Raw genomic sequence first — 19,735 nt, 5'->3', positions numbered from 1 at the left:
TTATTCTAATATTCTGACAGCAAACGAAAAATTACGCTTTGGTTTCTTCTTCCGTTTTCTCCGCTTCTTCTGCAGCGCCCTGCTGGCCCTCGTGACCCTCCAGGATTGCGTTCGCCATGGTAGCGGAAATCAGCCGCACTGCGCGGATGGCGTCATCATTGCCCGGAATCACATAATCAATTTCATCCGGGTCGCAGTTGGTATCAACAATTGCGATAATCGGGATATGGAGCTTGCGAGCCTCTGTAACAGCAATATGCTCTTTGCGCGGGTCAACAATAAACAGAGCGCCCGGCAGAGTTTTCATCTCTTTAATACCGCCCAGGAATTTCTCCAGCTTTTCGATTTCGAGGTTCAGCTTGACAACTTCCTTTTTCGGCAGTAGGTCAAACGTACCGTCCTCTTTCATGGTCTGCAGCTGCTTGAGGCGGTCAATACGGCGGCGGATGGTACGGAAGTTGGTGAGCATACCGCCCAACCAGCGGGCATTCACAAAGTAAGCACCTGCGCGCTCCGCTTCCTCACGAATGGAGTCCTGTGCCTGTTTCTTGGTGCCGACAAACAAGACGCTCTTGCCGTCTGCAGAAAGATTGCGCACAAAGTTGTACGCTTCCTCCAGCTTGCGGACGGTCTTCTGCAGGTCGATGATGTAAATCCCGTTGCGTTCCGTGAAGATGTACTGTTTCATCTTCGGGTTCCAGCGGCGGGTCTGATGACCGAAATGGACGCCGGCTTCGAGCAGCTGTTTCATAGATACGACTGACATATTGTTTTCCTCCTTGGTTTTTCCGCCACCGTGCTTTCCGCGCGAAAGATTCGGCAGACGCCGAACACCTTTTCACGCAAGCACCGTGTGTGAAATACAAACAATTTTTGCGTAACAAAACGCAAGTTATATTATAACAGAGCAGTGGACAAAATACAAGTGGAAACTGGATAATTTTCTCCTGAAGCCTGTGGTTGAATGATTGTCAAATTTCCCTTTTACAAATCTATATCTTGAATTTTATTGGTTTTATAGATTTTTGCAGTCAAATGGTGATGATTATTCACAATGTAATGTCATTTAAACGAGTTAACGCTACAATTGATTACAATTATGAGCAATCATGATGAATTTGTATAAAAGTAAATGTTCGATTGCAGATAGGAGTAGTGACGGCATTATGAAAACACCGATTCATCTTGGGCAGCAGCTCCGCACCCTGCGGACCAAAAACGGGTACACCCAGCAGCAAGTTAGTGAACTGCTAAACCTGGACCGCTCTACATATGCCTACTACGAAACCAACCGCACCACCCCACCGCTGAGCACCTTAAAGCAGATTGCGGCAATTTTCAATGTATCGGTTGCCACACTGCTGGAAAACGACGACAATATGCCGCTGGTCTCTGACCCGGAGGGGCTGACTTTCACCGAATTTGACCACAATATGTCCCATATTTACGAGCTGCGCCCGGAGGAGCGACGGCTGGTAGCGCTTTTCCGCCTTTCTGATACCGAAACCAAATCCGAAGTGCTCACGGAGCTTTCCGACCAGGTTCAGGAAAGTATAACGCAGAAGAAACGCTGACAGAATTTTGTATTTTTTCGGTTGCGAAAACACCGCCGCTTGTGCTAAAATGAAGCAAAGGGAGGTGTCTGACGGATATGGCTTACGACGCTTTTACAGCCGGTGTGGAGTTGGGCGGTCTGCGGAACAAGGATGAAATTCGCATTCTGCTGTGCTACCTGCTTTCCAGTGTAAACGCCCCGCTTTCCCGCGATGATATTCTGCAAAGCGTGCAGGGACTGGGACTTGCCAATTATTTTGAGCTGACCGATGCACTGGAGGAACTAACAGAAAACGGCAACCTGCTTTTGCAGGACAACTGCTACACCGCCAGTGCCCAGGCGCGCGCCATTGCACAGCAGCTTGACACAGCGCTGCCGCTCTCCGTACGGGACAAGGCGGTGCGCGCAGCGCTGGGGCTTCTAGCGCAGGCACGCCGAGAGCGTGAAAACGCGGTAGATATTACAAAATGCCCGTGCGGCTACCGGGTGCAGTGTCACATATCCGGTGGCAAGGAGGAAATGATGTCCCTTTCTCTGACCGTACCGGATGTTCTGCAGGCACAGCTGATTAAGCACAACTTTCAGGAATCGCCGCAGCGGGTTTACCAAATGCTGCTTGCACTGCTGACCGATGACCGTGAAATGGCGGAAAGCCTCTTAAAAGAATAAACGCAAAAATTTGAAAAGGCCGGCGCACCCCGCGTCAGCCTTTTCATTTTTTATGCAAAAATCAGATTGAGCAGCAGCAGTACCGTCACCCCCGGAATTCCCAGAAACGCAGAGACACCCATAGAAATCGGACTAATGGGCAGCGAAACACCTGTAAAACTGCTCGTCAGGCTGACGGCAAACAGCGCCGCAAGTCCGGTCACCACGCTCCCGGCGGCAGTGACAAAAGGACGTGGGCTTTTTCCGGCGGCAAGAAGCGCCGCACTGAATAAAAAAGCCCCAAAAAGAATGACAGCAAAAAGGATGTCCCTCACCCCCCTGCTGCCAGTATATGGGCTGTTTCTGAAAATTATAACTTCGCGTTTTCCAGTTCATAGCCGGCAGGTGCAAAGTCAATGCGGCCGCTGGAAACATCCGCCGCTACACTTACCACACGAAGCGTATCGCCAATCGTCAGGCGCTCTCTGGTGCCCTCGTCAACCTGTGAAACCTGCCCGTCAAATTCAAAGTGCTTGTCTGTAAACAGCGCAACCGGAACAAAGCCCTCCACCGTATTTTGCAGCTGCACAAACACGCCGCGCATGGTCACACCGCTGATGATTCCCTCATACGTTTCGCCAAGATGCTGCGCCATATATTCGGCAGCGTAGCAGTCATCGGCACTGCGCTCGGTGTTCATCGCTTTGATTTCCCGCTCACTGGAATGTTTGGCGGATTCCTCCGCAAACTCCGCATACTTGCGGTCAATTTCCGCTTTCGGTTCGCCTGCTAAGAATGCGCCCATAATGCGGTGAATGGATGTGTCCGGATACCGGCGAATTGGTGACGTAAAGTGGCAGTAGTCCTCCAGTGCCAGCCCGAAATGCCCCAGCGGCTTTGTATCGTAACGTGCCTTTGCCATGGTGCGCAGCAGCTGATGGGACACCACCTTTTCTTTCGGGGTTCCGGCGGCCTGCTCCATCACCTGTGCGAAATTCTTCGTAGTCACATCGGCAGTGTGCGCCAGACAGGCGGGGTTCAACCCGATGGCCACCAGCAGTTCCTTCAGCGAATCGACGCGGTCGGGGTCCGGATTCTCATGCACACGGTAGACAAACGGCAATTTCTTCTCTTTGCCCAGTTTCGCCGCCGCCTGGTTTGCCGCAATCATCAGCTGCTCAATCATCTGCTCAGAGGCGCCGGTATGGCGCGGAATCACATCAATACATTTTCCGTTTTCATCCAGTACGAAATCCGACTCAGAACTGTCAATGTCAAAATTGCCAGCTTTGCGCGCGTTCTCTTTCAGAATGCCCGCCAACTCGCGCGCCGCGGCAAGGCTCTCCAGCACCGGCGCATATTTTTGCAGCAGCGTTTCTGAAGCTGTGCCGCCGAAAATCGCATTGACTTCGTCGTAAACGCCGCGCACCTTGCTGCTAATTACCGATTTATGAAATTCATAGTGCGTCATGATACCGGCTTTGTCAAACTCCATGACCGCGGAAAACGTGAGCTTGTCCGTCCCCGCATTCAGCGAACAGACACCGTTGCTGATTTCTTCCGGCAGCATCGGCACCACGCGATCCGGCAGATAAACGGAGGTTGCCCGCCGGCGGGCTTCTTCGTCAAGGGCTGTGCCGGGACGCACATAGTATGAAACGTCCGCGATATGCACGCCAAGGCGATAACCGCTTTCGGTGCGCACCACGCTGATGGCATCATCCAAATCTTTTGCGCTGGCGCTGTCAATGGTACAAATCGGCCAGTCGCGGAAGTCCGCACGGCCGCGCAAGTCCGCTTCCGTAATTGCGCGGGAACCAATGCGCTTAGCTTCCTCTTTCGCTTCTTCCGGAAAAACCGTCCGAATCGCGTTAGAGTCAATGATTGCATCGGCACAGATACGCGCGCAGTCCGACGGACCGTAAGTTTTAATCACCTGCGCGGCAAAGTGCGAGGAGCGCGGCAGGCGGTGCACATTGGTCTGCACTTTGTCGCCGATTTTAGCCCCGCAGTGGGTGAACTCCTCGATGGGAATATTAAAGCGGATGGCGGCGTCCGGGTGCAGCTCTGGGCCGTAGCCCTCATCGACAATGGAACCGTTGATGATGGTACCAGCCTGCTCAGTGATTTCCATCACTTCGCAGGTTGGGCCTTTTAAGCCTTGACGGATGTTTCCCAATAAGACCGAATCCCCCAGAAAGGCACCGTGTAAGTCCGCGCCGCGCAGAAAGAGATCCTCGCCCCCGTCGTCCGGGCGTGCAAATGCGAATGTGCGGGAAAGGGAGATGATAACGGCGGGCACACGCTGGCTGTTGTCCGCATGCAAATGCACCAGATGGCGGCTGTCCACACTCACCTTTTTCTCACTGCGCAGCTGATTCAGCGCAAGGTAAAACGTATTTTTGTATTTTTCCGGGATGTTCAGCTTGCGCATTAGAAACCGTGAGGAAAGATCCTCACCGGCACTCTGCAGTGCCTCCAGTATCCCTTTTTTGATGTCTTCGACCATATAAGACCTCCATCTGTCATTTACGGCAAGTTCGGCCGCACACATAACGTAAAAAAGCCCCGCTGCTTTGCGGGGCTTCCTACCACTGCTTACTTGCTGACTGTGAACATAAAAATATTCGTAGCAATGACTAAAATAAAGAAAGCAATGGCAATAATCTTCGTCCACCGAGCCAGAAACGTGTCAATAGAACGTGCGCTGTTCTGGCTGAGAAATGTATCCGCACCGCCGGTGACGACACCCACATCGCGGTCGTGGCCTTCCTGCAGAAGGACAACCACAATGATGGCCAAGGCAGCAAGGATCAGAACGATTCCAAGAACAATCTCAGGAACTGTCATGAATGGTACCTCCGAAGCAATTACGGGACGCTGCACGGCCTGCCTGCGCAGGAAGCCACGCATCCCTTTATAAACTCTGTTTATTTTAGCACGGAAGTCATAAAAAAGCAAGTTTTTTTTACAGTGCACGGCATAACCGCGCGTTTTCCGTACAGACTAGCTTTTGGAACCTTCCGCGTTTCAGCGTTTGCACGCCGGGGGAACCCACCCCGGCGCAAAAGCTTCGGGGTGTTTTTTTGCTCTACTCCGTCAGTTTCAGCTGCTCGCCCTCCATTTCCTCTGCTGTGGGCAGCGCGCCGATAGCCGGAATCTTCTTGCGATAACGGGAGGGATTTTCCACATCGCCGTCGTGATAAACCGCCGCAGCCTGCAGCACCGCACTGCGCCGCAGCGTCATCACCTGCACGCCCTGTGTGTTCCGCGTGGACTTCGGCGGAATCTCGGCAGTGTTTACCAGCAGTTTGCGACCTTGGCTGGAGGTAAGCACTACCTCGGTGTCCTCTGGAAGCACCAACAGCGACACCAGCGGGCTTTTGTCACAGTAGGCATTGACCAGTTTTTTGCGGTTTGTCTTGGTTTCATAAGCGGCAAGCGGAACTTTGGCTGCCTTGCCGTTTTCAAAGCAAAACAGCAGGAAGCCGCTGTAATCTGCCGTGACGGTCATCTGCAGAATGTTTTCTTCCGCATCCATCTGCAGCTTCGCCGGTACATAATCGCCCAGTACACTGGCTTTGGAATCGTCAAAATCGCAGGCTTTTGCCTTGTAAACCTGGCAGTGCTCCGTAAAAAACAGCAGGTCAGCGGCATTGGTCGCCTCAAGGTGCTCCGTAACCACATCGCCTTCTTTGAGCTTTTGCTCTCCGCTCATGCGCAGCGACTGCGGCGTAATTTTTTTAAAATACCCTTCACGCGTAAAGAAGAGATTGACCGGATAGTCCGGCACCTCATCCAATGCTTCTTCAACTTCTGCTAACTCATCCTGATACAGCAGAATACTGCGGCGCGGTTGCCCGTAGCGCTCCGCGACTTCCTTCAGCTCCTGCACGATGATTTTTTTAATTTTCTTCGGGTCGTCCAGAATGGCATTCAGCTCGGCAATTTCTTTCTGCAGCTGTGTGATATCCTGCGTACGTTTCAAAATATATTCACGGTTCAGGTGGCGCAGCTTAATCTCCGCCACATATTCCGCTTGCGGCTCATCAATGCCAAAACCAACCATCAGGTTCGGCACCACTGCCGTTTCCTCTTCGGTTTTGCGGATGATGGCAATGGCTTTATCCATGTCCAGCAGAATGGCTTCCAACCCCTTGAGCAGGTGCAGCCGGTCCATCTTTTTCTGCAGGTCAAACTCCGTGCGGCGGCGCACACATTCAGTGCGGAACGCCGTCCACTCGTCCAGAATCTCCCCAACCCCCATGACGCGCGGCACGCCGCGCACCAAAATATTAAAGTTGCAGGAAAAGGTATCCTCCAGCGGTGTCAGACGGAACAGCTTGGCCATCAGCTTGTGCGGATCCGCGCCGCGCTTGAGGTCAATGGTAATCTTTAAGCCTGCCAAACCGGTTTCATCACGGATATCGGAAATTTCCCGCACTTTCCCCTGCTTGACCAAGTCAACCACTTTTTCGACAATCGCTTCGACCGTGGTGCTTGGCGGAATCTGCGTAATGTCAATGCAGTTTGCGGAGGCATCATACGCATACCGGCTGCGCACCCGAATACTGCCGCGCCCGGTGCGGTAGATCTGCTCCATCTGTCGGCGGTCATACAGAATCTGCCCGCCGCCCGGAAAGTCCGGTGCCTGCAGTGTGGAAAGCAGGTCGTGGTCGTGGTGCTGAATCCGCGCGGCGGTTGTTTCACAAACTTCTTTTAAATTAAAGGAACAAACGCTGCTGGCCATGCCAACCGCGATACCAGTGTTGGCGTTTACCAGAACGCTGGGAAAAGTCGCCGGCAGAAGTGTCGGCTCTTTCATGGTGCTGTCGTAGTTGTCCACAAAGTCGACGGTGTCTTTATCAATGTCCCGAAACAGTTCGCTGCAGATCGGGTCCAGCTTTGCCTCAGTGTAACGGGAAGCTGCCCACGCCATGTCACGACTGTAAAACTTACCGAAGTTTCCCTTGCTGTCCACATAGGGATGCAACAGTGCCTCATAGCCACGGGATAGACGTACCATGGTATCGTAAATTGCCGCGTCGCCGTGGGGATTCAGACGCATGGTCTGCCCCACGATATTGGCGCTTTTCGTGCGCGCGCCGGTCAGCAGCCCCATTTTGTACATGGTGTACAGCAGCTTTCGGTGACTGGGCTTAAACCCGTCGATTTCCGGAATGGCGCGGCTCATAATCACGCTCATGGCATAAGGCATATAGTTTTTTTCCAGGGTGGAAACAATCGGCTGTGTCACAACCTGTCCGGCGCCTTCGATCACGCCGTGCGCTTTCGGCATTGGTGCCGTATGTTCTGTTTTTCTTCGTTTTGGCATTCCCTTACCTGCCTTTCTTGTACCAAGGAATCAAATCTGCCTGCGGGAAAGGACACATCAGCTGACGTCCAGTTCGTCAACATACTCCCTGCCGTGTTCCGCAATGTAAGCTTTGCGGCCGTTGAGGTTGTCCCCCAGAAGCAGGTCAAAGACATCGCCGGTTGCCGCCGCATCCGAGGGCATCACCTGAATCAGCCTGCGCGTTGCGGGATTCATGGTGGTCAAGTTCATCATATCCGGTTCGTTTTCACCCAGTCCTTTGCTGCGCTGAATGGTGAATTTCTGACCGTTCAGCTGCTTCATAAAGCGCTCTTTCTCCACTTCATCGTAAGCAAAGTAGATTTCGTCCTTGCTGCGGATTTCATACAGCGGCGACTCCGCAATAAAAACCTTACCCTGCTGAATAAGCTCCGGTGTCAGGCGGTACAGCATGGTCAGCAGCAGCGTGCGAATTTGAAAACCGTCCACATCCGCATCGGTACAGAGAATAATCTTGTTCCAGCGCAGGTTTTCTATATCAAAAGAGCTGAGGTCTTTATTTGCCTTGCTTTTCACCTGCACGCCGCAGCCGAGCACCTTAATAAGATCTGTGATAATGTCGCTTTTAAAAATACGGTCATAATCTGCTTTCAGGCAGTTCAGGATTTTGCCGCGAATGGGCATAATTGCTTGGAAGTCGGGATCGCGTGCCTGCTTGCACGCGCCAAGCGCCGAGTCACCTTCCACGATAAAGATTTCGCGCTTGGTGTTGTCTTTGCTGCGGCAGTCCACAAACTTTGCCACGCGGCTGGTAATGTCCATATTGGAAGTCAGCTTTTTTTTGAGATTCAGCCGCGTTTTTTCGGCATCCTCACGGCTGCGCTTGTTAATGAGCACCTGCGCAGCAATTTTATCCGCTTCCATCGGGTTTTCAATGAAGTAAATCTCCAGCTGGTGGCGGAGCATTTCGGTCATGGCCTCCTGAATGCCCTTGTTGGTAATTGCCTTTTTGGTCTGGTTTTCATAAGAGGTTCGGTTACTGAACGAAGAAATAACAAGGATCAGGCAATCTTCTACATCTGCAAAAGTAATGCGGCTTTCGTTTTTGTTGTACTTGCTGTTCTGCTTGAGGTAAGAATCAATCTGATACACAAAAGCGTTGCGCGCAGCCTTGTCCGGTGCGCCACCGTGTTCCAACCAACTGGAATTGTGGTAGTATTCAATCAAGTGCTTTTTGTTGGAAAAAGCCAGCGCCACATTGATTTTTACCTTATATTCCGGTTTGTCCGCCCGGTCGCGCACCTTGCGCTCCGCCTGCCAGAACTGTGCAGTCGTCAGTGCGTCCTCGCCGGCTTCCTCACGCACATGGTCTGAAATGCCGTTTTCGTAAAGGAACTCCTGCGTGTCGAAACTGTTTCCGTTTTGGCTGCGGAATACAAACTTTAAGCCGTCATTGACAATCGCCTGCCGTTGCAGCGTGTCCATATAGTATTCTGCCGGAACCTGAATGTCCGTAAAGACCTGCAAATCCGGCTTCCAGCGGATTTTTGTGCCGCTTTTTGCTGTGCTCGGCTCGCTGTGCAGACCGCCAACGTTCTTTCCATGCTCAAAGTGCAGCGTATACTTAGTTTCGCCTGTGTGGATTTCCACATCCATATATTCCGAAGAATACTGCGTTGCGCAAAGGCCGAGTCCGTTTAAGCCAAGGCTGTACTCATAGCTGCCGTTTTCATCATTGTGGTACTTGCCGCCGGCGTACATTTCACAGAACACCAATTCCCAGTTGTAGCGTTTTTCCTTCGGATTGTAATCCACCGGACAGCCGCGGCCGTGGTCTTCCACCTGTACAGAGCAGTCACTGTACCGTGTAATCGTGATTTCCTTTCCGTAGCCCTCGCGTGCTTCATCGATGGCATTGGAAAGAATCTCAAAAATTGAGTGCTCGCAGCCCTCAATCCCGTCCGAACCGAAAATGACCGCCGGACGCAGCCGGACACGGTCGGCACCTTTCAGCATCGAAATACTTTCATTATCATAACTTTGATTTTTTTTAGGCATATCCGTCTCCTGCAATGTAAACTGTGTTGTTACCCATTCATTATACCAGGTCGTGCAAGTTATGGGAATTTGAGTGGGAGGAACTCCCCCCAAAAGCAAGAAATCAGGGGAACTGCTGCACTCCCCTGATTCCGGCTGACTATTCGGTTAAGCGGGAAACTCAACTACGCTTCCGGCAGCGGCTCTGCAGCGGGCGGCTGCGGCAGCTCCCGCCCCTCGCCGTCCATGCGGTTCTGCATGACTTTCTGGAACTCCTCGCCGCTCATCTTTTCATGCAGGAACAGGTAGCGTGCCACTTCGTGCAGCTTATCCATATGCTCCCGCAGAATGCTCTCTGTGCGGTCATAAGCAGCGGTCATGATATTCTTAATTTCCTTGTCGATTGCCGCGGCGGTTTCCTCGGAGTAATCGCGCACATGACCCATATCGCGGCCAAGGAATGGTTCGCTTTCATCGCGCCCGTACGTAATCGGCCCAAGCGCCGACGACATTCCGTATTTCGTCACCATGGAACGCGCCAATTTGGTGGCACGCTCAATATCATTGCTGGCGCCAGTGGAAATATCGTCCATGGTCAGGGATTCGGACACCCGCCCGCCAAGCATAACAACCAAGTCCTCTTCCATTTCCTTTTTGGATTTGTAAGAGCGATCCTCCGTGGGAATCTGCATGGTAAATCCGCCCGCCATGCCGCGCGGAATAATACTGATTTGGTGCACGGGGTCCTGTGTCGGGCAGAAGTACGTTGCCACGGCGTGACCGCCCTCGTGATAGGCAGTGAGTTTCTTTTCACGGTCGCTCATCACATGGCTCTTTTTTTCTGTGCCGACTACAACCTTGATGGTTGCTTCCTCGATTTCCTGCATGGTAATCGCTTTTTTGCTTCTGCGCGCTGTGAGCAGCGCCGCTTCGTTCAGCAGGTTTTCCAAATCCGCGCCGGTAAAGCCCGCCGTAGAGCCGGCAATCGTTTTCAGGTTCACATCCGGCGCAAGCGGTTTCCCGCGCGCGTGCACGTGCAGGATTGCCTCGCGGCCCTGAATGTCCGGATAGCCCACCATGACCTGGCGGTCAAAACGACCGGGACGCATCAGCGCCGGGTCCAGAATATCCGGCCGGTTAGTCGCAGCAATCATGATGACGCCTTCGTTGGCGCCGAAACCGTCCATCTCAACCAGCAACTGGTTCAGCGTCTGCTCGCGCTCATCATGCCCGCCGCCCAAACCGGCGCCGCGCTGACGGCCCACCGCGTCGATCTCATCAATGAAAACGATGCAGGGACTGTTCTTTTTGGCCTGCTCGAACAGGTCACGCACACGGGAAGCGCCCACACCGACGAACATCTCCACAAAATCCGAACCGGAAATGGAGAAAAACGGTACGCCTGCTTCCCCGGCGACTGCACGCGCCAGCAGGGTTTTACCGGTGCCGGGAGGGCCGACAAGCAGTACGCCCTTGGGAATACGCGCACCCAATTCATTGTATTTTCTGGGGTTCTTTAAAAATTCTACAATTTCCTGCAGTTCTTCCTTTTCTTCGTCCGCGCCGGCCACATCTGCAAAGGTTGTTTTGCGCTTTTCATCTTCCAGATTTTTAACCTTGGCTTTGCCGAAATTCATCTGCTTGCCGGCATCGCCAAGCCCGGTGTTGACCTTGCGCATCATCAGATATGCAATCAGCAGCATAACCGCCAATGTGCCGATAAACGGCAGCATGGAAATCAGCCAGTTGGTTTCGCGCGGCCGCTGCAGTTTCTGAACCATGTGGCTTGAAGAATGGTCTTTGTTGTACTGCGCTACATAAGGATCCAGCCGCTCCTGCATATACTGAGAATTCGGCGCAACAAAGGAAATGGCGTCCGTTTCCCCTTTCAGCTTGATGGTCATTTCCCCGGTACCGAAGTCCAGGGAATATTCCGATACCTGTTCCTGCTCAAAATAATTGATGATATCCGAAAAGTTATAGGATTTTGTGGGTGTTGCCGTACCACCAAACAGTACCGTCAGCAGAATCATCAGGAAAGACGGAATTGCGATGGCTAAAATCAGGTTGCGTATCGATTTTTTGTTATCCAAGCCACTATCACTCCTTAACCGCCGTAAACTTCCGGCTTGAGGACCCCCACAAAGGGCAGGTTGCGGTACTTCTGGGCATAATCCAAGCCGTAGCCGACAATAAAATCATCCGGCACAACCGCGCCGACATAGTCTGCCTTTACATTCACTGTGCGCCGCTCGGGTTTGTCAAACAGCGTGCACAGGCGGATGCTCTTCGGATTGCGTGCCTGCATCATTTCCAGTATGTAGCTTAACGTCAGGCCGCTGTCCAAAATATCTTCCACAACCAAAAGGTCGTATCCCTCTAAGTTGATGTCCAAATCTTTGGTGATTTTGACGATGCCGGAAGTTTTCGTGCCGTTTCCGTAGCTGGAAACAGACATAAAGTCCACTTCGCAGGGAACCTTGATGGCACGCATCAAATCGGCCATAAAAACCACAGAGCCTTTCAGCACGCTGACCAGCAGCAAGTTTTTGCCCTGATAATCCTCACTGATCTGCTCTCCGATGCGCTCCACAATTTCCGCGAGCTGCTCCTCGCTGAACAATACTTTCTCGATATCACCGAGCATCTGGTTCTCCATTTTTTAAGCACTCCTTCATTGTAACCACCGCGATCTGCTGCGCCGCCGGTGTCACTTTTGCCTTTTCGCTGGGGCCGCAGCCCTCAATCCACAAAATTCCGCTGCTGTCTGCCAACATGGCAAGCCGACCCCGCAGGGAAGCAGGAATGTGCTGCTCATTCAGCAGTTTTTTCAACGATTTTGTGCCGTTTCTGCCTGCCGGATGAAAAAAGTCCCCGCTTTTGCGTGTTCTAACAACGGTATCAGAAGTTATTGTACCATAATTCAAACAATTAGAAAAGGATAATTTGCGTTTTTCCTGTTCATAGGCAGTGCGGCTGAGCACCGAAACACACAGCACACGACCGTCTGGCAGTGCCGTCTGGGGCACCTGCAAGGGCAGCCGATACCCCTGCGCTGCCTGCGGAAAAAGCAGAACCCCCTGCTCCACACGGGCGCAGCACGCCCCTGGCAGCGTGCAACCGCCACCGTGCCGCAGAAGCGTGTCCAGTGCGTCCAAATGCTTACAGGAAAGTCTGCCCGCTCCTGCCGCCTCTGCCGCAAGACTGAGCGCGCGCATCCGCACAGCACGAGGCTGCTTTGCGAGCACCTCTGCTCGCCAACCGCCATGGCACGCAGCCTGTTCCAGTGCCTGCCGCGCAAATTCGCGCAGGCACGCCTCGTCTTCCCGCAGGGTTTCTGCGGCACGACCAGCCGCGCGCTCAAAGGCGGGATTTACCTGCCGCAGCTGTGGTACCACCAACGCACGCACCCGATTGCGTGCAAAGGTCAGGTCAGCATTGCTGCTGTCCGTCACAAACGCAAGGCCGTTTTCCCGGCAGTAAGCCTCTGTTTGCGCGCGGCTGACAGCGAGCAGCGGCCGGATGATTTTTCCGCGCACCGGCGGAATCCCTGCAAGCCCCGCCGCCCCCGCGCCACGCGCCAGATTGAGCAGAACCGTTTCCGCACAGTCGGAAAGCGTGTGTGCAGTCGCAATGCACGCATTCGGATATTGTCTGCAAATCTCATAAAAAAATGCGTACCGCAGACGGCGGCCGCACTCTTCGAGTCCTTCTCCCGTTTTCCGCGCTTCGGCACGCACGTCCGCGCGCAGCACCCGCAGCGGAATCTGTCGCTCGGCGCAAAAATGGCGCACAGCCTGCTCGTCACGCACCGCCTCCGCGCCGCGCAGACCGTGGTTAACATGGGCTGCCAGCACCTGCACTTCCAGCTTTTCCGCATGCGCCGCCAACCAGTGCAGCAGCGCGGTTGAGTCCGCGCCGCCGGAAAATCCGGTCACCACAACCATACCCGGCCGCAGCATCCGGTGCTGCGACAGGGTGTGAAAAACCAGGCTGTCCATGCTCTGCTGTTCCATACAGCTCCTCCTTTTTCGCTGTCGGTTACGGCTCCTGCCGCACCAGTTCCTGCGCGGTAAAACGCATGAACTCTCCCTGCCAGTGCAGCGGCACCGTGCGTGTTTCGCCATGACGGTTTTTGGCAACGATACACTCACCGCTGTTTTGATCTTCATCCGGCGCCGGCCCCGCATTGTCACCGGTATTGGCGTAGTACCCTTCGCGGTACAGAAACAGCACGATATCCGCATCCTGTTCAATAGAACCGGAGTCACGCAAGTCGCTCAGCATTGGGCGGTGGGTGTTACGCTTCTCACTTTCACGGGAAAGCTGTGATAGACACAGCACCGGCACATTCAGTTCCTTTGCCATGATTTTCAGGTTTCGTGTAATCGCGGAAATCTCCTGCACACGGTTCTCAATTTTTCCGCCGGACATCAGCTGCAGGTAGTCAATGACGACCAAATCCACATTCCGCAGGCGGCGCAGCTTGGCCTTCATTTCCGGCACCGTAATTGCGGAGTTGTCGTCAAAGTACATATCCGCTTTGCTCAGCACATCGCCTGCCTCAACTAGCCGTTCCCACTCATCGTCCACCAGTTTGCCTGTGCGCAGCTTCACGCCGCCCACCTGTGCTTCTGTGGAAAGCAAACGGGAAGCAAGCTGCTCCCGCGTCATTTCCAAGGAGAAAAAAGCCACTCGTTTGTGGCAGGTGACCGCCGCGTGGCGGGCAATGTTCAGCGCAAAGCTGGTTTTGCCCATGCCAGGACGCGCCGCCAGCAGAACCAGATCCGTTCGGTTCAGGCCAGTGATTGTGTCATCCAGTGCGCGAATGCCCGTTGGAATGCCGCGATACTGCTCGCCTTCTTGGGAAGTAATGTTGTCCAGACGGTCAAAAGTTTCAATCAGCGTCTGGTCAATGCGCTGCAGCCCCTGCATATTCTGCCCGCGGCGGATGTCAAATATTTTCTGCTCCGCAGCATCCAGAAGCACCGGCGCCTCCTGTGCACCTTCCGATGCCGTTTCCAAAATCTCGCGTGCTGTGACAATTAGTGTGCGGATATCGTATTTATCGCGCACAATCCGCGCGTATGTTTCCACGTTCGAAATGGACGGCACAATCTGTGCCAGCTCGACCAAGTAGCTTTTGCCGTCATTTTCATCGAAACCGGGTGTCCGGCGCAAACGGCTGAGCAGTGTGACAAAGTCAATAGGCAGCCCCTCGCTGGACATTTCCAGCATTGCATCATAAATAACCGCGTGGTTGCTTTGATAAAAGTACGCCGAAGCCGGCAAAACTTCCATCACGGTATCTAAACAGGATGCGTCCAGCAGAATAGCCCCTAAAACTGCCTGCTCCGCCTCTAAATCAAACGGCAGGCTGGCGCCGCTGTAAGCGGAAAGCGCATCAGCCACACGAATCCCTCCTTCTTTTTGCCCGCAGGAATTAAAAAGCAACCCTTCCGTGCCGTGTGGCACGGGTTTGGGTTGCCCCTTTCCCGCTGAACCTGCGTGCAGGTTAAGCTTCTGTTACAACAGCTGTTATGTGCGCGGAAATTCCATTGTAAAGCTTGACTTCACAACGGTAAGAACCAAACGCCTTGATTTCTGTATCAAGGACAATCTTGCGTTTATCGACCAAAACACCGAACTGCCGCTGAACGGCGGCCGCAATCTCTTTCGGTGTGACAGAACCGAAAAGCTTGCCGCCCTGACCGGCCTTCGCCGTCATATTCACGCTTTTTCCTTCCAGCTTGGCAGCTGCGGCCTGCGCCGCTTCGGTTTCCATTTTTATCTTATAAGCCTTGGATTCTTCCGCATTTTTCAGTTCATTCATTGCCTGTGCGTTTGCTTCTTTTGCCAGACCGCGCGGCAGCAGGAAGTTGCGGGCGTACCCCTCGCTGACTGTTACCAGTTCCCCTTTTTTGCCGTGCGCCTTTACGTCCTGCAGTAATACGACTTTCATGAAAAATCCTCCTTGCTCCACAAACAGGCTTTCTGTGCCCGCTGTTCTCATTTCTTTTCCGGCTGCCCGACACCGGTGGAAAGCACTTGCATCAGCTTGTCGCGCACCTGCTCCACTGTCATACCGGAAAGCTGTGCCCCTGCCATAGAAAGGTGACCGCCGCCGCCCATTTTCTCCATGACCAGCTGCACATTCATATCCCCCATGCTGCGGGCGGAGATATTTACCATGCCACTGGCGGGGAAAACCACATAGGAAGCCTTAACGCCCTGAATCGACAGCAACTCATCTGCCGCCTGCGCGCAGCTCAACCGGATATCCGGAAATTCTTTTTCCACATAGGTGACGGCGCAGCCGTTGTGAATCTGCGCACTGGAAACAATACGGTACTTTGCTTTGTACGTTTCGATGTTATCGGCAAACAGGCGTTTGACCTCCACCGTGTCCGCACCGCGTCGGCGCAGATAAGCGGCAGCCTCAAATGTGCGCACGCCGGTTTTGAGCACAAAGTTCTTCGTATCCAGCATAATGCCTGCCAGCAGTGCTTCCGCATCCGGCCGGGTCAGCGCGGCATCCCCTATGTATTGTACCAGTTCCGCCACCAACTCCGAAGCGGAACTTGCATAGGGTTCGTGATAAAACACCAGCGCGTTTTCAATGTGCCGCACCATCATGCGGTGGTGGTCGATGACCACCGTGCGCTGCGACTGTGCAAGCAGCTCGCGGCTTTCCACCACATCCGGATTATGCGTATCTACCACCACCAGAAGGGAATGGGAAGTCATCAGTGGCAGCGCCTCTTCCGGAGAAATAAAAATTTCCTTTTCGCCGTTGCGCTCCATATGCTCAATCAACGCGCGCGCCATGCACTGGTCGCGGTTCACGACTACCCGCGCCGGGCGGTGCAGAGCATTTGTGACAGCGCTCCACATTCCCACGGCAGCACCGATGCAATCTAAATCCCCGAATTTGTGCCCCATAATCAGCACGCCGTCGCTCTGACGGATATGGTCGGAAAGTGTGGCGGCAATTACGCGGGTACGCACCTTGTCGTGCTTTTCCACACCTTTGGAAAGACCGCCGAAAAACTCATAGGTTTCATCTTTCTGTTTGAGTGCAACCTGGTCGCCGCCGCGCCCCAGCGCCATGTCCAGCGCCTTGCGCGCCCAATCCTCCGCTTCTTGCAGGGAACCGGCTCCGCGTGCAATGCCCATCGAGAGTGTGGCACTGCGGTTGTCTGCAGTTTTGATCTCCCGCACTTTATCCAACACCTCAAACCGGCGCTCCATCGCTTCGCGCACATGGTGCTCATCTGACATAATCAGATAGCGCCCACCGGAAAGCCGTTTGGAAAATCCATCCATTTGCTGTGCCCATTTGCAGAGCACGTCCTCCACTTCGGAAGCAATGCGGCTGTCTTCGCTGCTGCTTGCGTCGCGGGCAAGCTCCTCCCGGTTATCAAAGAAGGCAAGACACACGACCGGCCGACTTTCTGTGTACTCCCGATTGACTTCCTTATAGTACGTATCATCCACGAAGTACAGGATGGTGCCGCTTTCCACTGCCGCGCCGAACACGGAATACTGGCGGCCGTCCACCGTAATGTCCGTTCCGGCGGCGGCAACAATCTGCTCGATGGTGCGGGGGTAAATCAGCCGCTGCACATTTTCGCCGCGCACTTCATGTTCTGACGAAACCCGCTGTAAAAATGACCGGTTGACCCAGATGATTTCCCCCGAGGCTCCCACCAGGACGACCGGCATGGTAAAGTCCTGCAGCGCTTCCGTATCTTCTGCGGAAAGCACCCTGCTGGCCGCTTTGACCGACACCGCAACGTAACTTTTGAACTGTGCCACCGCAATGGAAACCGTCAGAACAGAAACACCGGTAAGCCCCAGCTCCACAAAAAAGAGAATATGATTGTACTGCCAGGAGAGGCAGGCCATCAGGAGCATGGCTCCCGATAGAATGAAAAACACCGGCGAAGCGGACCAGATTCTTTTTCTCACAGCAGGTTACCTCATTCTTGCCAAACAAAATGTCTGTTCCTTTTGAATTTCAAAAGCACAGAATACAGCCGCCGCAAAACGCTGTGCGAACCGGCTTGGAAAATATTATACACGCTTTTTCGGGTTTCTGCAAATGCCTCCCCTGCTTTTTCCAGAAATTCTATACTTCCATAATAATCGGCAGAATCATCGGGCTGCGGCGTGTGCGGTCATACAGCATCCGGGAAAGGGAGTCTTTGATATTCGTTTTCAAGGTGCCCCAGTCGTGAATGCCATTGTCCGCGCACTGTTCCAGCACTGTAAAGACCAGGTCTTTAGCGTCATCCATCAGGTTCTCGCTTTCGCGCACATACACAAACCCGCGGGAAACCACGTCCGGTCCGGACACCACGTGCCCGCTGTCGCCGGCAATCGTGCAGACCACAACGATCAGGCCGTCTTCCGCCAAATGCTTGCGGTCGCGCAGCACAATGCTGCCCACATCGCCGACACCCAAACCGTCCACCAGCACATTGCCGGCAGGCACCGCGCCGGGCAGGCGCTTCATGTGATCCTCCGAAAGTTCAATCACGTCCCCGATATCCGCAATGCAGACATCCTGCGGGCGCTTGCCCATGGAGTAGGCAAGCCGCGCGTGCTGGTGCAGCATTTTCTGCTCTCCGTGCACCGGAATGAAATACTTCGGCTTGACAATGCCCTGCATCAGCTTCAGCTCTTCCTGGCAGGCATGACCGGAAACGTGCACTTCGTACATGGAGCCGTACTCCACTTCGCAGCCGCGCTTCATCAGCTCGTCAATGACATTGCCGACACTTTTTTCGTTGCCGGGAATCGGGCGGGCGGAAATGATGATAAAATCATCCGGCCCGACTTCCACTTTCCGGTGGTCGGCAAACGCCATGCGGGACAGCGCGCTCATCGGTTCGCCCTGGCTGCCGGTGGTAATCAGTACAATCTGCTCTTTCGGGTACTTTTTAATCAGGTCAATGTCAATCAGCACGCCTTCCGGCACGTGCAGGTAGCCCATTTCCACGCCGATGGACATTACGTTGACCATGCTGCGGCCGGAAAGCGCCACTTTACGTCCGTACTTGACCGCGCAGTCCACAATCTGCTGCACACGGCTGATATTACTTGCAAAGGATGCGACAATGATACGTTTCTTTTCCGCACGGCGGAACATACTTTCAAAGGAATTCTGAATCATCTGCTCCGTTTTGGTGAAACCAGGGCGCTCCGCATTGGTGGAGTCCGCCATCAGCGCAAGCACGCCTTCTTTGCCGAGCTGTGCAAAGCGGCCGAGGTCAATCATTTCGCCCCAAACCGGCGTGCAGTCAATTTTAAAGTCACCGGTATGCACAATCGTACCCGCTGGGGAGTGAATCGCCACGCCGACCGCGTCCGGGATGGAATGGTTCACATGAATCATTTCCACGCTGATACAGCCAAAGCGCACCGTGTCCCCCGGATTGGTCACATACATTTTTACTTTATTCAGTAAACCGTGTTCTTTCAGCTTGCCTTTGACCAGACCGAGTGTCAATGGCGTGCCATACAGCGGCAGGTTCACCTTTTTGAGCAAGTACGGCAGGGCGCCGATGTGATCTTCGTGTCCGTGCGTCAGCACAATGCCCTTGATGCGGTCTGCGTTCTTTTCCACATAGGTAAAGTCCGGCAGCACCAAATCGACACCCAGCATATCGTCATCCGGAAACGCCATGCCGCAGTCCAGCAGGAACATATCGCCCTGGCACTCAAACAGCGTCATGTTTTTGCCGACCTCATTGAGTCCGCCGAGGAACGCGATGTGAATCGGCGGCTTCTGAGAGCCTTCCCGCTTCTGACGCGGACGGCGCGGACGGCGGCGCGGCTGCTCCTGCTGCAAAGCCGGCGCCGCGGCCGCCGTGCTGCTTTGCTCCTGTTTTTGCTCCTGCACAACCGGTTCTTGCTTTGCCGACTGCTGTTCCGCAGCCGCAGACGGATTCTTTGCCGGTGAGCGCCGCGGATGGCGCGGGCGGCGCGGCTGCTGGGAAACCGGCGCTGCTGGAACCACACCGCCGCCGATGACTTGGTCAGCCGGTTTTCTGCGCGGCGGCTGGCTTTCAGAAACCACCGGTTCCGCAGACTGTACGGCTGTACGCTTATTTTCTTCTGTCACGAAAAAACCTCCATTTACAGAGAGACGGCTGCTTTTCGCACACCGCTCCCAA

Annotated in this window: 15 protein-coding genes; 2 read left to right on the top strand and 13 right to left on the bottom strand. The window is 54.0% G+C overall.

The window, feature by feature from the left end; all coding sequences use genetic code 11:
- Positions 1 to 31: 31 nt before the first annotated feature.
- Positions 32 to 766, bottom strand: coding sequence for a 30S ribosomal protein S2 (gene rpsB, locus PXC00_RS05015; RefSeq protein ID WP_275844458.1), 735 nt, complete (start codon positions 764 to 766; stop codon positions 32 to 34).
- Between the two features lie 400 nt (positions 767 to 1,166).
- On the opposite strand from rpsB, the gene PXC00_RS05010 reads away from it, so the two are divergent.
- Together PXC00_RS05010 and PXC00_RS05005 are read left to right on the top strand one after the other, a co-directional pair.
- The gene (locus PXC00_RS05010) at positions 1,167 to 1,574 is read left to right on the top strand and encodes a helix-turn-helix domain-containing protein (protein WP_275844457.1); all 408 of its coding nucleotides are present in this window, start codon (positions 1,167 to 1,169) and stop codon (positions 1,572 to 1,574) included.
- A gap of 77 nt (positions 1,575 to 1,651) precedes the next feature.
- On the top strand, positions 1,652 to 2,224 hold the full coding sequence (locus PXC00_RS05005) for a DUF4364 family protein (protein WP_275844456.1): 573 nt from the start codon (positions 1,652 to 1,654) through the stop codon (positions 2,222 to 2,224).
- Positions 2,225 to 2,274: 50 nt separating this feature from the next.
- On the opposite strand, the gene PXC00_RS05000 is transcribed toward PXC00_RS05005, so the two are convergent.
- The 12 genes from PXC00_RS05000 to PXC00_RS04945 all read right to left on the bottom strand — a co-directional run bounded on the left by PXC00_RS05000 (position 2,275) and on the right by PXC00_RS04945 (position 19,683).
- A complete protein-coding gene (locus PXC00_RS05000) occupies positions 2,275 to 2,538 on the bottom strand; it encodes a pro-sigmaK processing inhibitor BofA family protein (RefSeq protein WP_275844455.1) in 264 nt (87 codons plus the stop codon).
- Positions 2,539 to 2,573: 35 nt separating this feature from the next.
- On the bottom strand, positions 2,574 to 4,712 hold the full coding sequence (rnr, locus tag PXC00_RS04995) for a ribonuclease R (protein ID WP_275844454.1): 2,139 nt from the start codon (positions 4,710 to 4,712) through the stop codon (positions 2,574 to 2,576).
- Positions 4,713 to 4,801: 89 nt separating this feature from the next.
- Positions 4,802 to 5,053: a preprotein translocase subunit SecG gene (secG, locus tag PXC00_RS04990; RefSeq protein WP_275844453.1), complete on the bottom strand. Its 252-nt coding sequence runs from the start codon at positions 5,051 to 5,053 to the stop codon at positions 4,802 to 4,804.
- Positions 5,054 to 5,294: 241 nt separating this feature from the next.
- Positions 5,295 to 7,538 (bottom strand): DNA gyrase/topoisomerase IV subunit A, encoded by a 2,244-nt coding sequence (locus PXC00_RS04985; RefSeq protein WP_275844452.1) that lies wholly within the window; start codon positions 7,536 to 7,538, stop codon positions 5,295 to 5,297.
- 57 nt (positions 7,539 to 7,595) lie between these two features.
- Positions 7,596 to 9,575 (bottom strand): DNA gyrase/topoisomerase IV subunit B, encoded by a 1,980-nt coding sequence (locus PXC00_RS04980; protein ID WP_275844451.1) that lies wholly within the window; start codon positions 9,573 to 9,575, stop codon positions 7,596 to 7,598.
- Positions 9,576 to 9,739: 164 nt separating this feature from the next.
- A complete protein-coding gene (gene ftsH, locus PXC00_RS04975) occupies positions 9,740 to 11,647 on the bottom strand; it encodes an ATP-dependent zinc metalloprotease FtsH (protein ID WP_407654309.1) in 1,908 nt (635 codons plus the stop codon).
- Positions 11,648 to 11,661: 14 nt separating this feature from the next.
- Positions 11,662 to 12,201 carry a hypoxanthine phosphoribosyltransferase gene (gene hpt, locus PXC00_RS04970; protein WP_407654326.1) on the bottom strand — a complete coding sequence of 180 codons (540 nt, stop codon included), beginning with the start codon at positions 12,199 to 12,201 and terminating at the stop codon, positions 11,662 to 11,664.
- Positions 12,191 to 13,570 (bottom strand): tRNA lysidine(34) synthetase TilS, encoded by a 1,380-nt coding sequence (gene tilS / locus PXC00_RS04965; RefSeq protein WP_316935119.1) that lies wholly within the window; start codon positions 13,568 to 13,570, stop codon positions 12,191 to 12,193. Before tilS ends, hpt begins: the two co-directional genes overlap by 11 nt.
- Before the next feature lie 25 nt (positions 13,571 to 13,595).
- Positions 13,596 to 14,966, bottom strand: coding sequence for a replicative DNA helicase (gene dnaB / locus PXC00_RS04960; RefSeq protein WP_275844448.1), 1,371 nt, complete (start codon positions 14,964 to 14,966; stop codon positions 13,596 to 13,598).
- 103 nt (positions 14,967 to 15,069) lie between these two features.
- Complete coding sequence (gene rplI / locus PXC00_RS04955; protein ID WP_275844447.1) at positions 15,070 to 15,516, bottom strand: 50S ribosomal protein L9; 447 nt, start codon at positions 15,514 to 15,516, stop codon at positions 15,070 to 15,072.
- A 47-nt stretch (positions 15,517 to 15,563) separates the two neighbouring features.
- Positions 15,564 to 17,525 carry a DHH family phosphoesterase gene (locus PXC00_RS04950; protein WP_275844446.1) on the bottom strand — a complete coding sequence of 654 codons (1,962 nt, stop codon included), beginning with the start codon at positions 17,523 to 17,525 and terminating at the stop codon, positions 15,564 to 15,566.
- Positions 17,526 to 17,685: 160 nt separating this feature from the next.
- Entirely contained in the window at positions 17,686 to 19,683 is a 1,998-nt protein-coding gene (locus PXC00_RS04945) for a ribonuclease J (RefSeq protein WP_316935118.1), read from the bottom strand.
- Positions 19,684 to 19,735 lie beyond the last annotated feature (52 nt).

It is taken from the genome of Caproicibacterium argilliputei (assembly GCF_029211325.2).
Taxonomy (GTDB): Bacteria; Bacillota; Clostridia; order Oscillospirales; family Acutalibacteraceae; genus Caproicibacterium; species Caproicibacterium argilliputei.
This window is presented reverse-complemented; position numbering and strand designations above follow the sequence as displayed.

Coding starts and splice junctions, on each gene's coding strand:
- rpsB (WP_275844458.1), bottom strand. CDS start 766: ATGTCAGTCGTATCTATGAAACAGCTGCTCGAAGCCGGCGTCCATTTC.
- PXC00_RS05010 (WP_275844457.1), top strand. CDS start 1,167: ATGAAAACACCGATTCATCTTGGGCAGCAGCTCCGCACCCTGCGGACC.
- PXC00_RS05005 (WP_275844456.1), top strand. CDS start 1,652: ATGGCTTACGACGCTTTTACAGCCGGTGTGGAGTTGGGCGGTCTGCGG.
- rnr (WP_275844454.1), bottom strand. CDS start 4,712: ATGGTCGAAGACATCAAAAAAGGGATACTGGAGGCACTGCAGAGTGCC.
- secG (WP_275844453.1), bottom strand. CDS start 5,053: ATGACAGTTCCTGAGATTGTTCTTGGAATCGTTCTGATCCTTGCTGCC.
- PXC00_RS04985 (WP_275844452.1), bottom strand. CDS start 7,538: ATGCCAAAACGAAGAAAAACAGAACATACGGCACCAATGCCGAAAGCG.
- PXC00_RS04980 (WP_275844451.1), bottom strand. CDS start 9,575: ATGCCTAAAAAAAATCAAAGTTATGATAATGAAAGTATTTCGATGCTG.
- hpt (WP_407654326.1), bottom strand. CDS start 12,201: ATGCTCGGTGATATCGAGAAAGTATTGTTCAGCGAGGAGCAGCTCGCG.
- tilS (WP_316935119.1), bottom strand. CDS start 13,570: ATGGAACAGCAGAGCATGGACAGCCTGGTTTTTCACACCCTGTCGCAG.
- rplI (WP_275844447.1), bottom strand. CDS start 15,516: ATGAAAGTCGTATTACTGCAGGACGTAAAGGCGCACGGCAAAAAAGGG.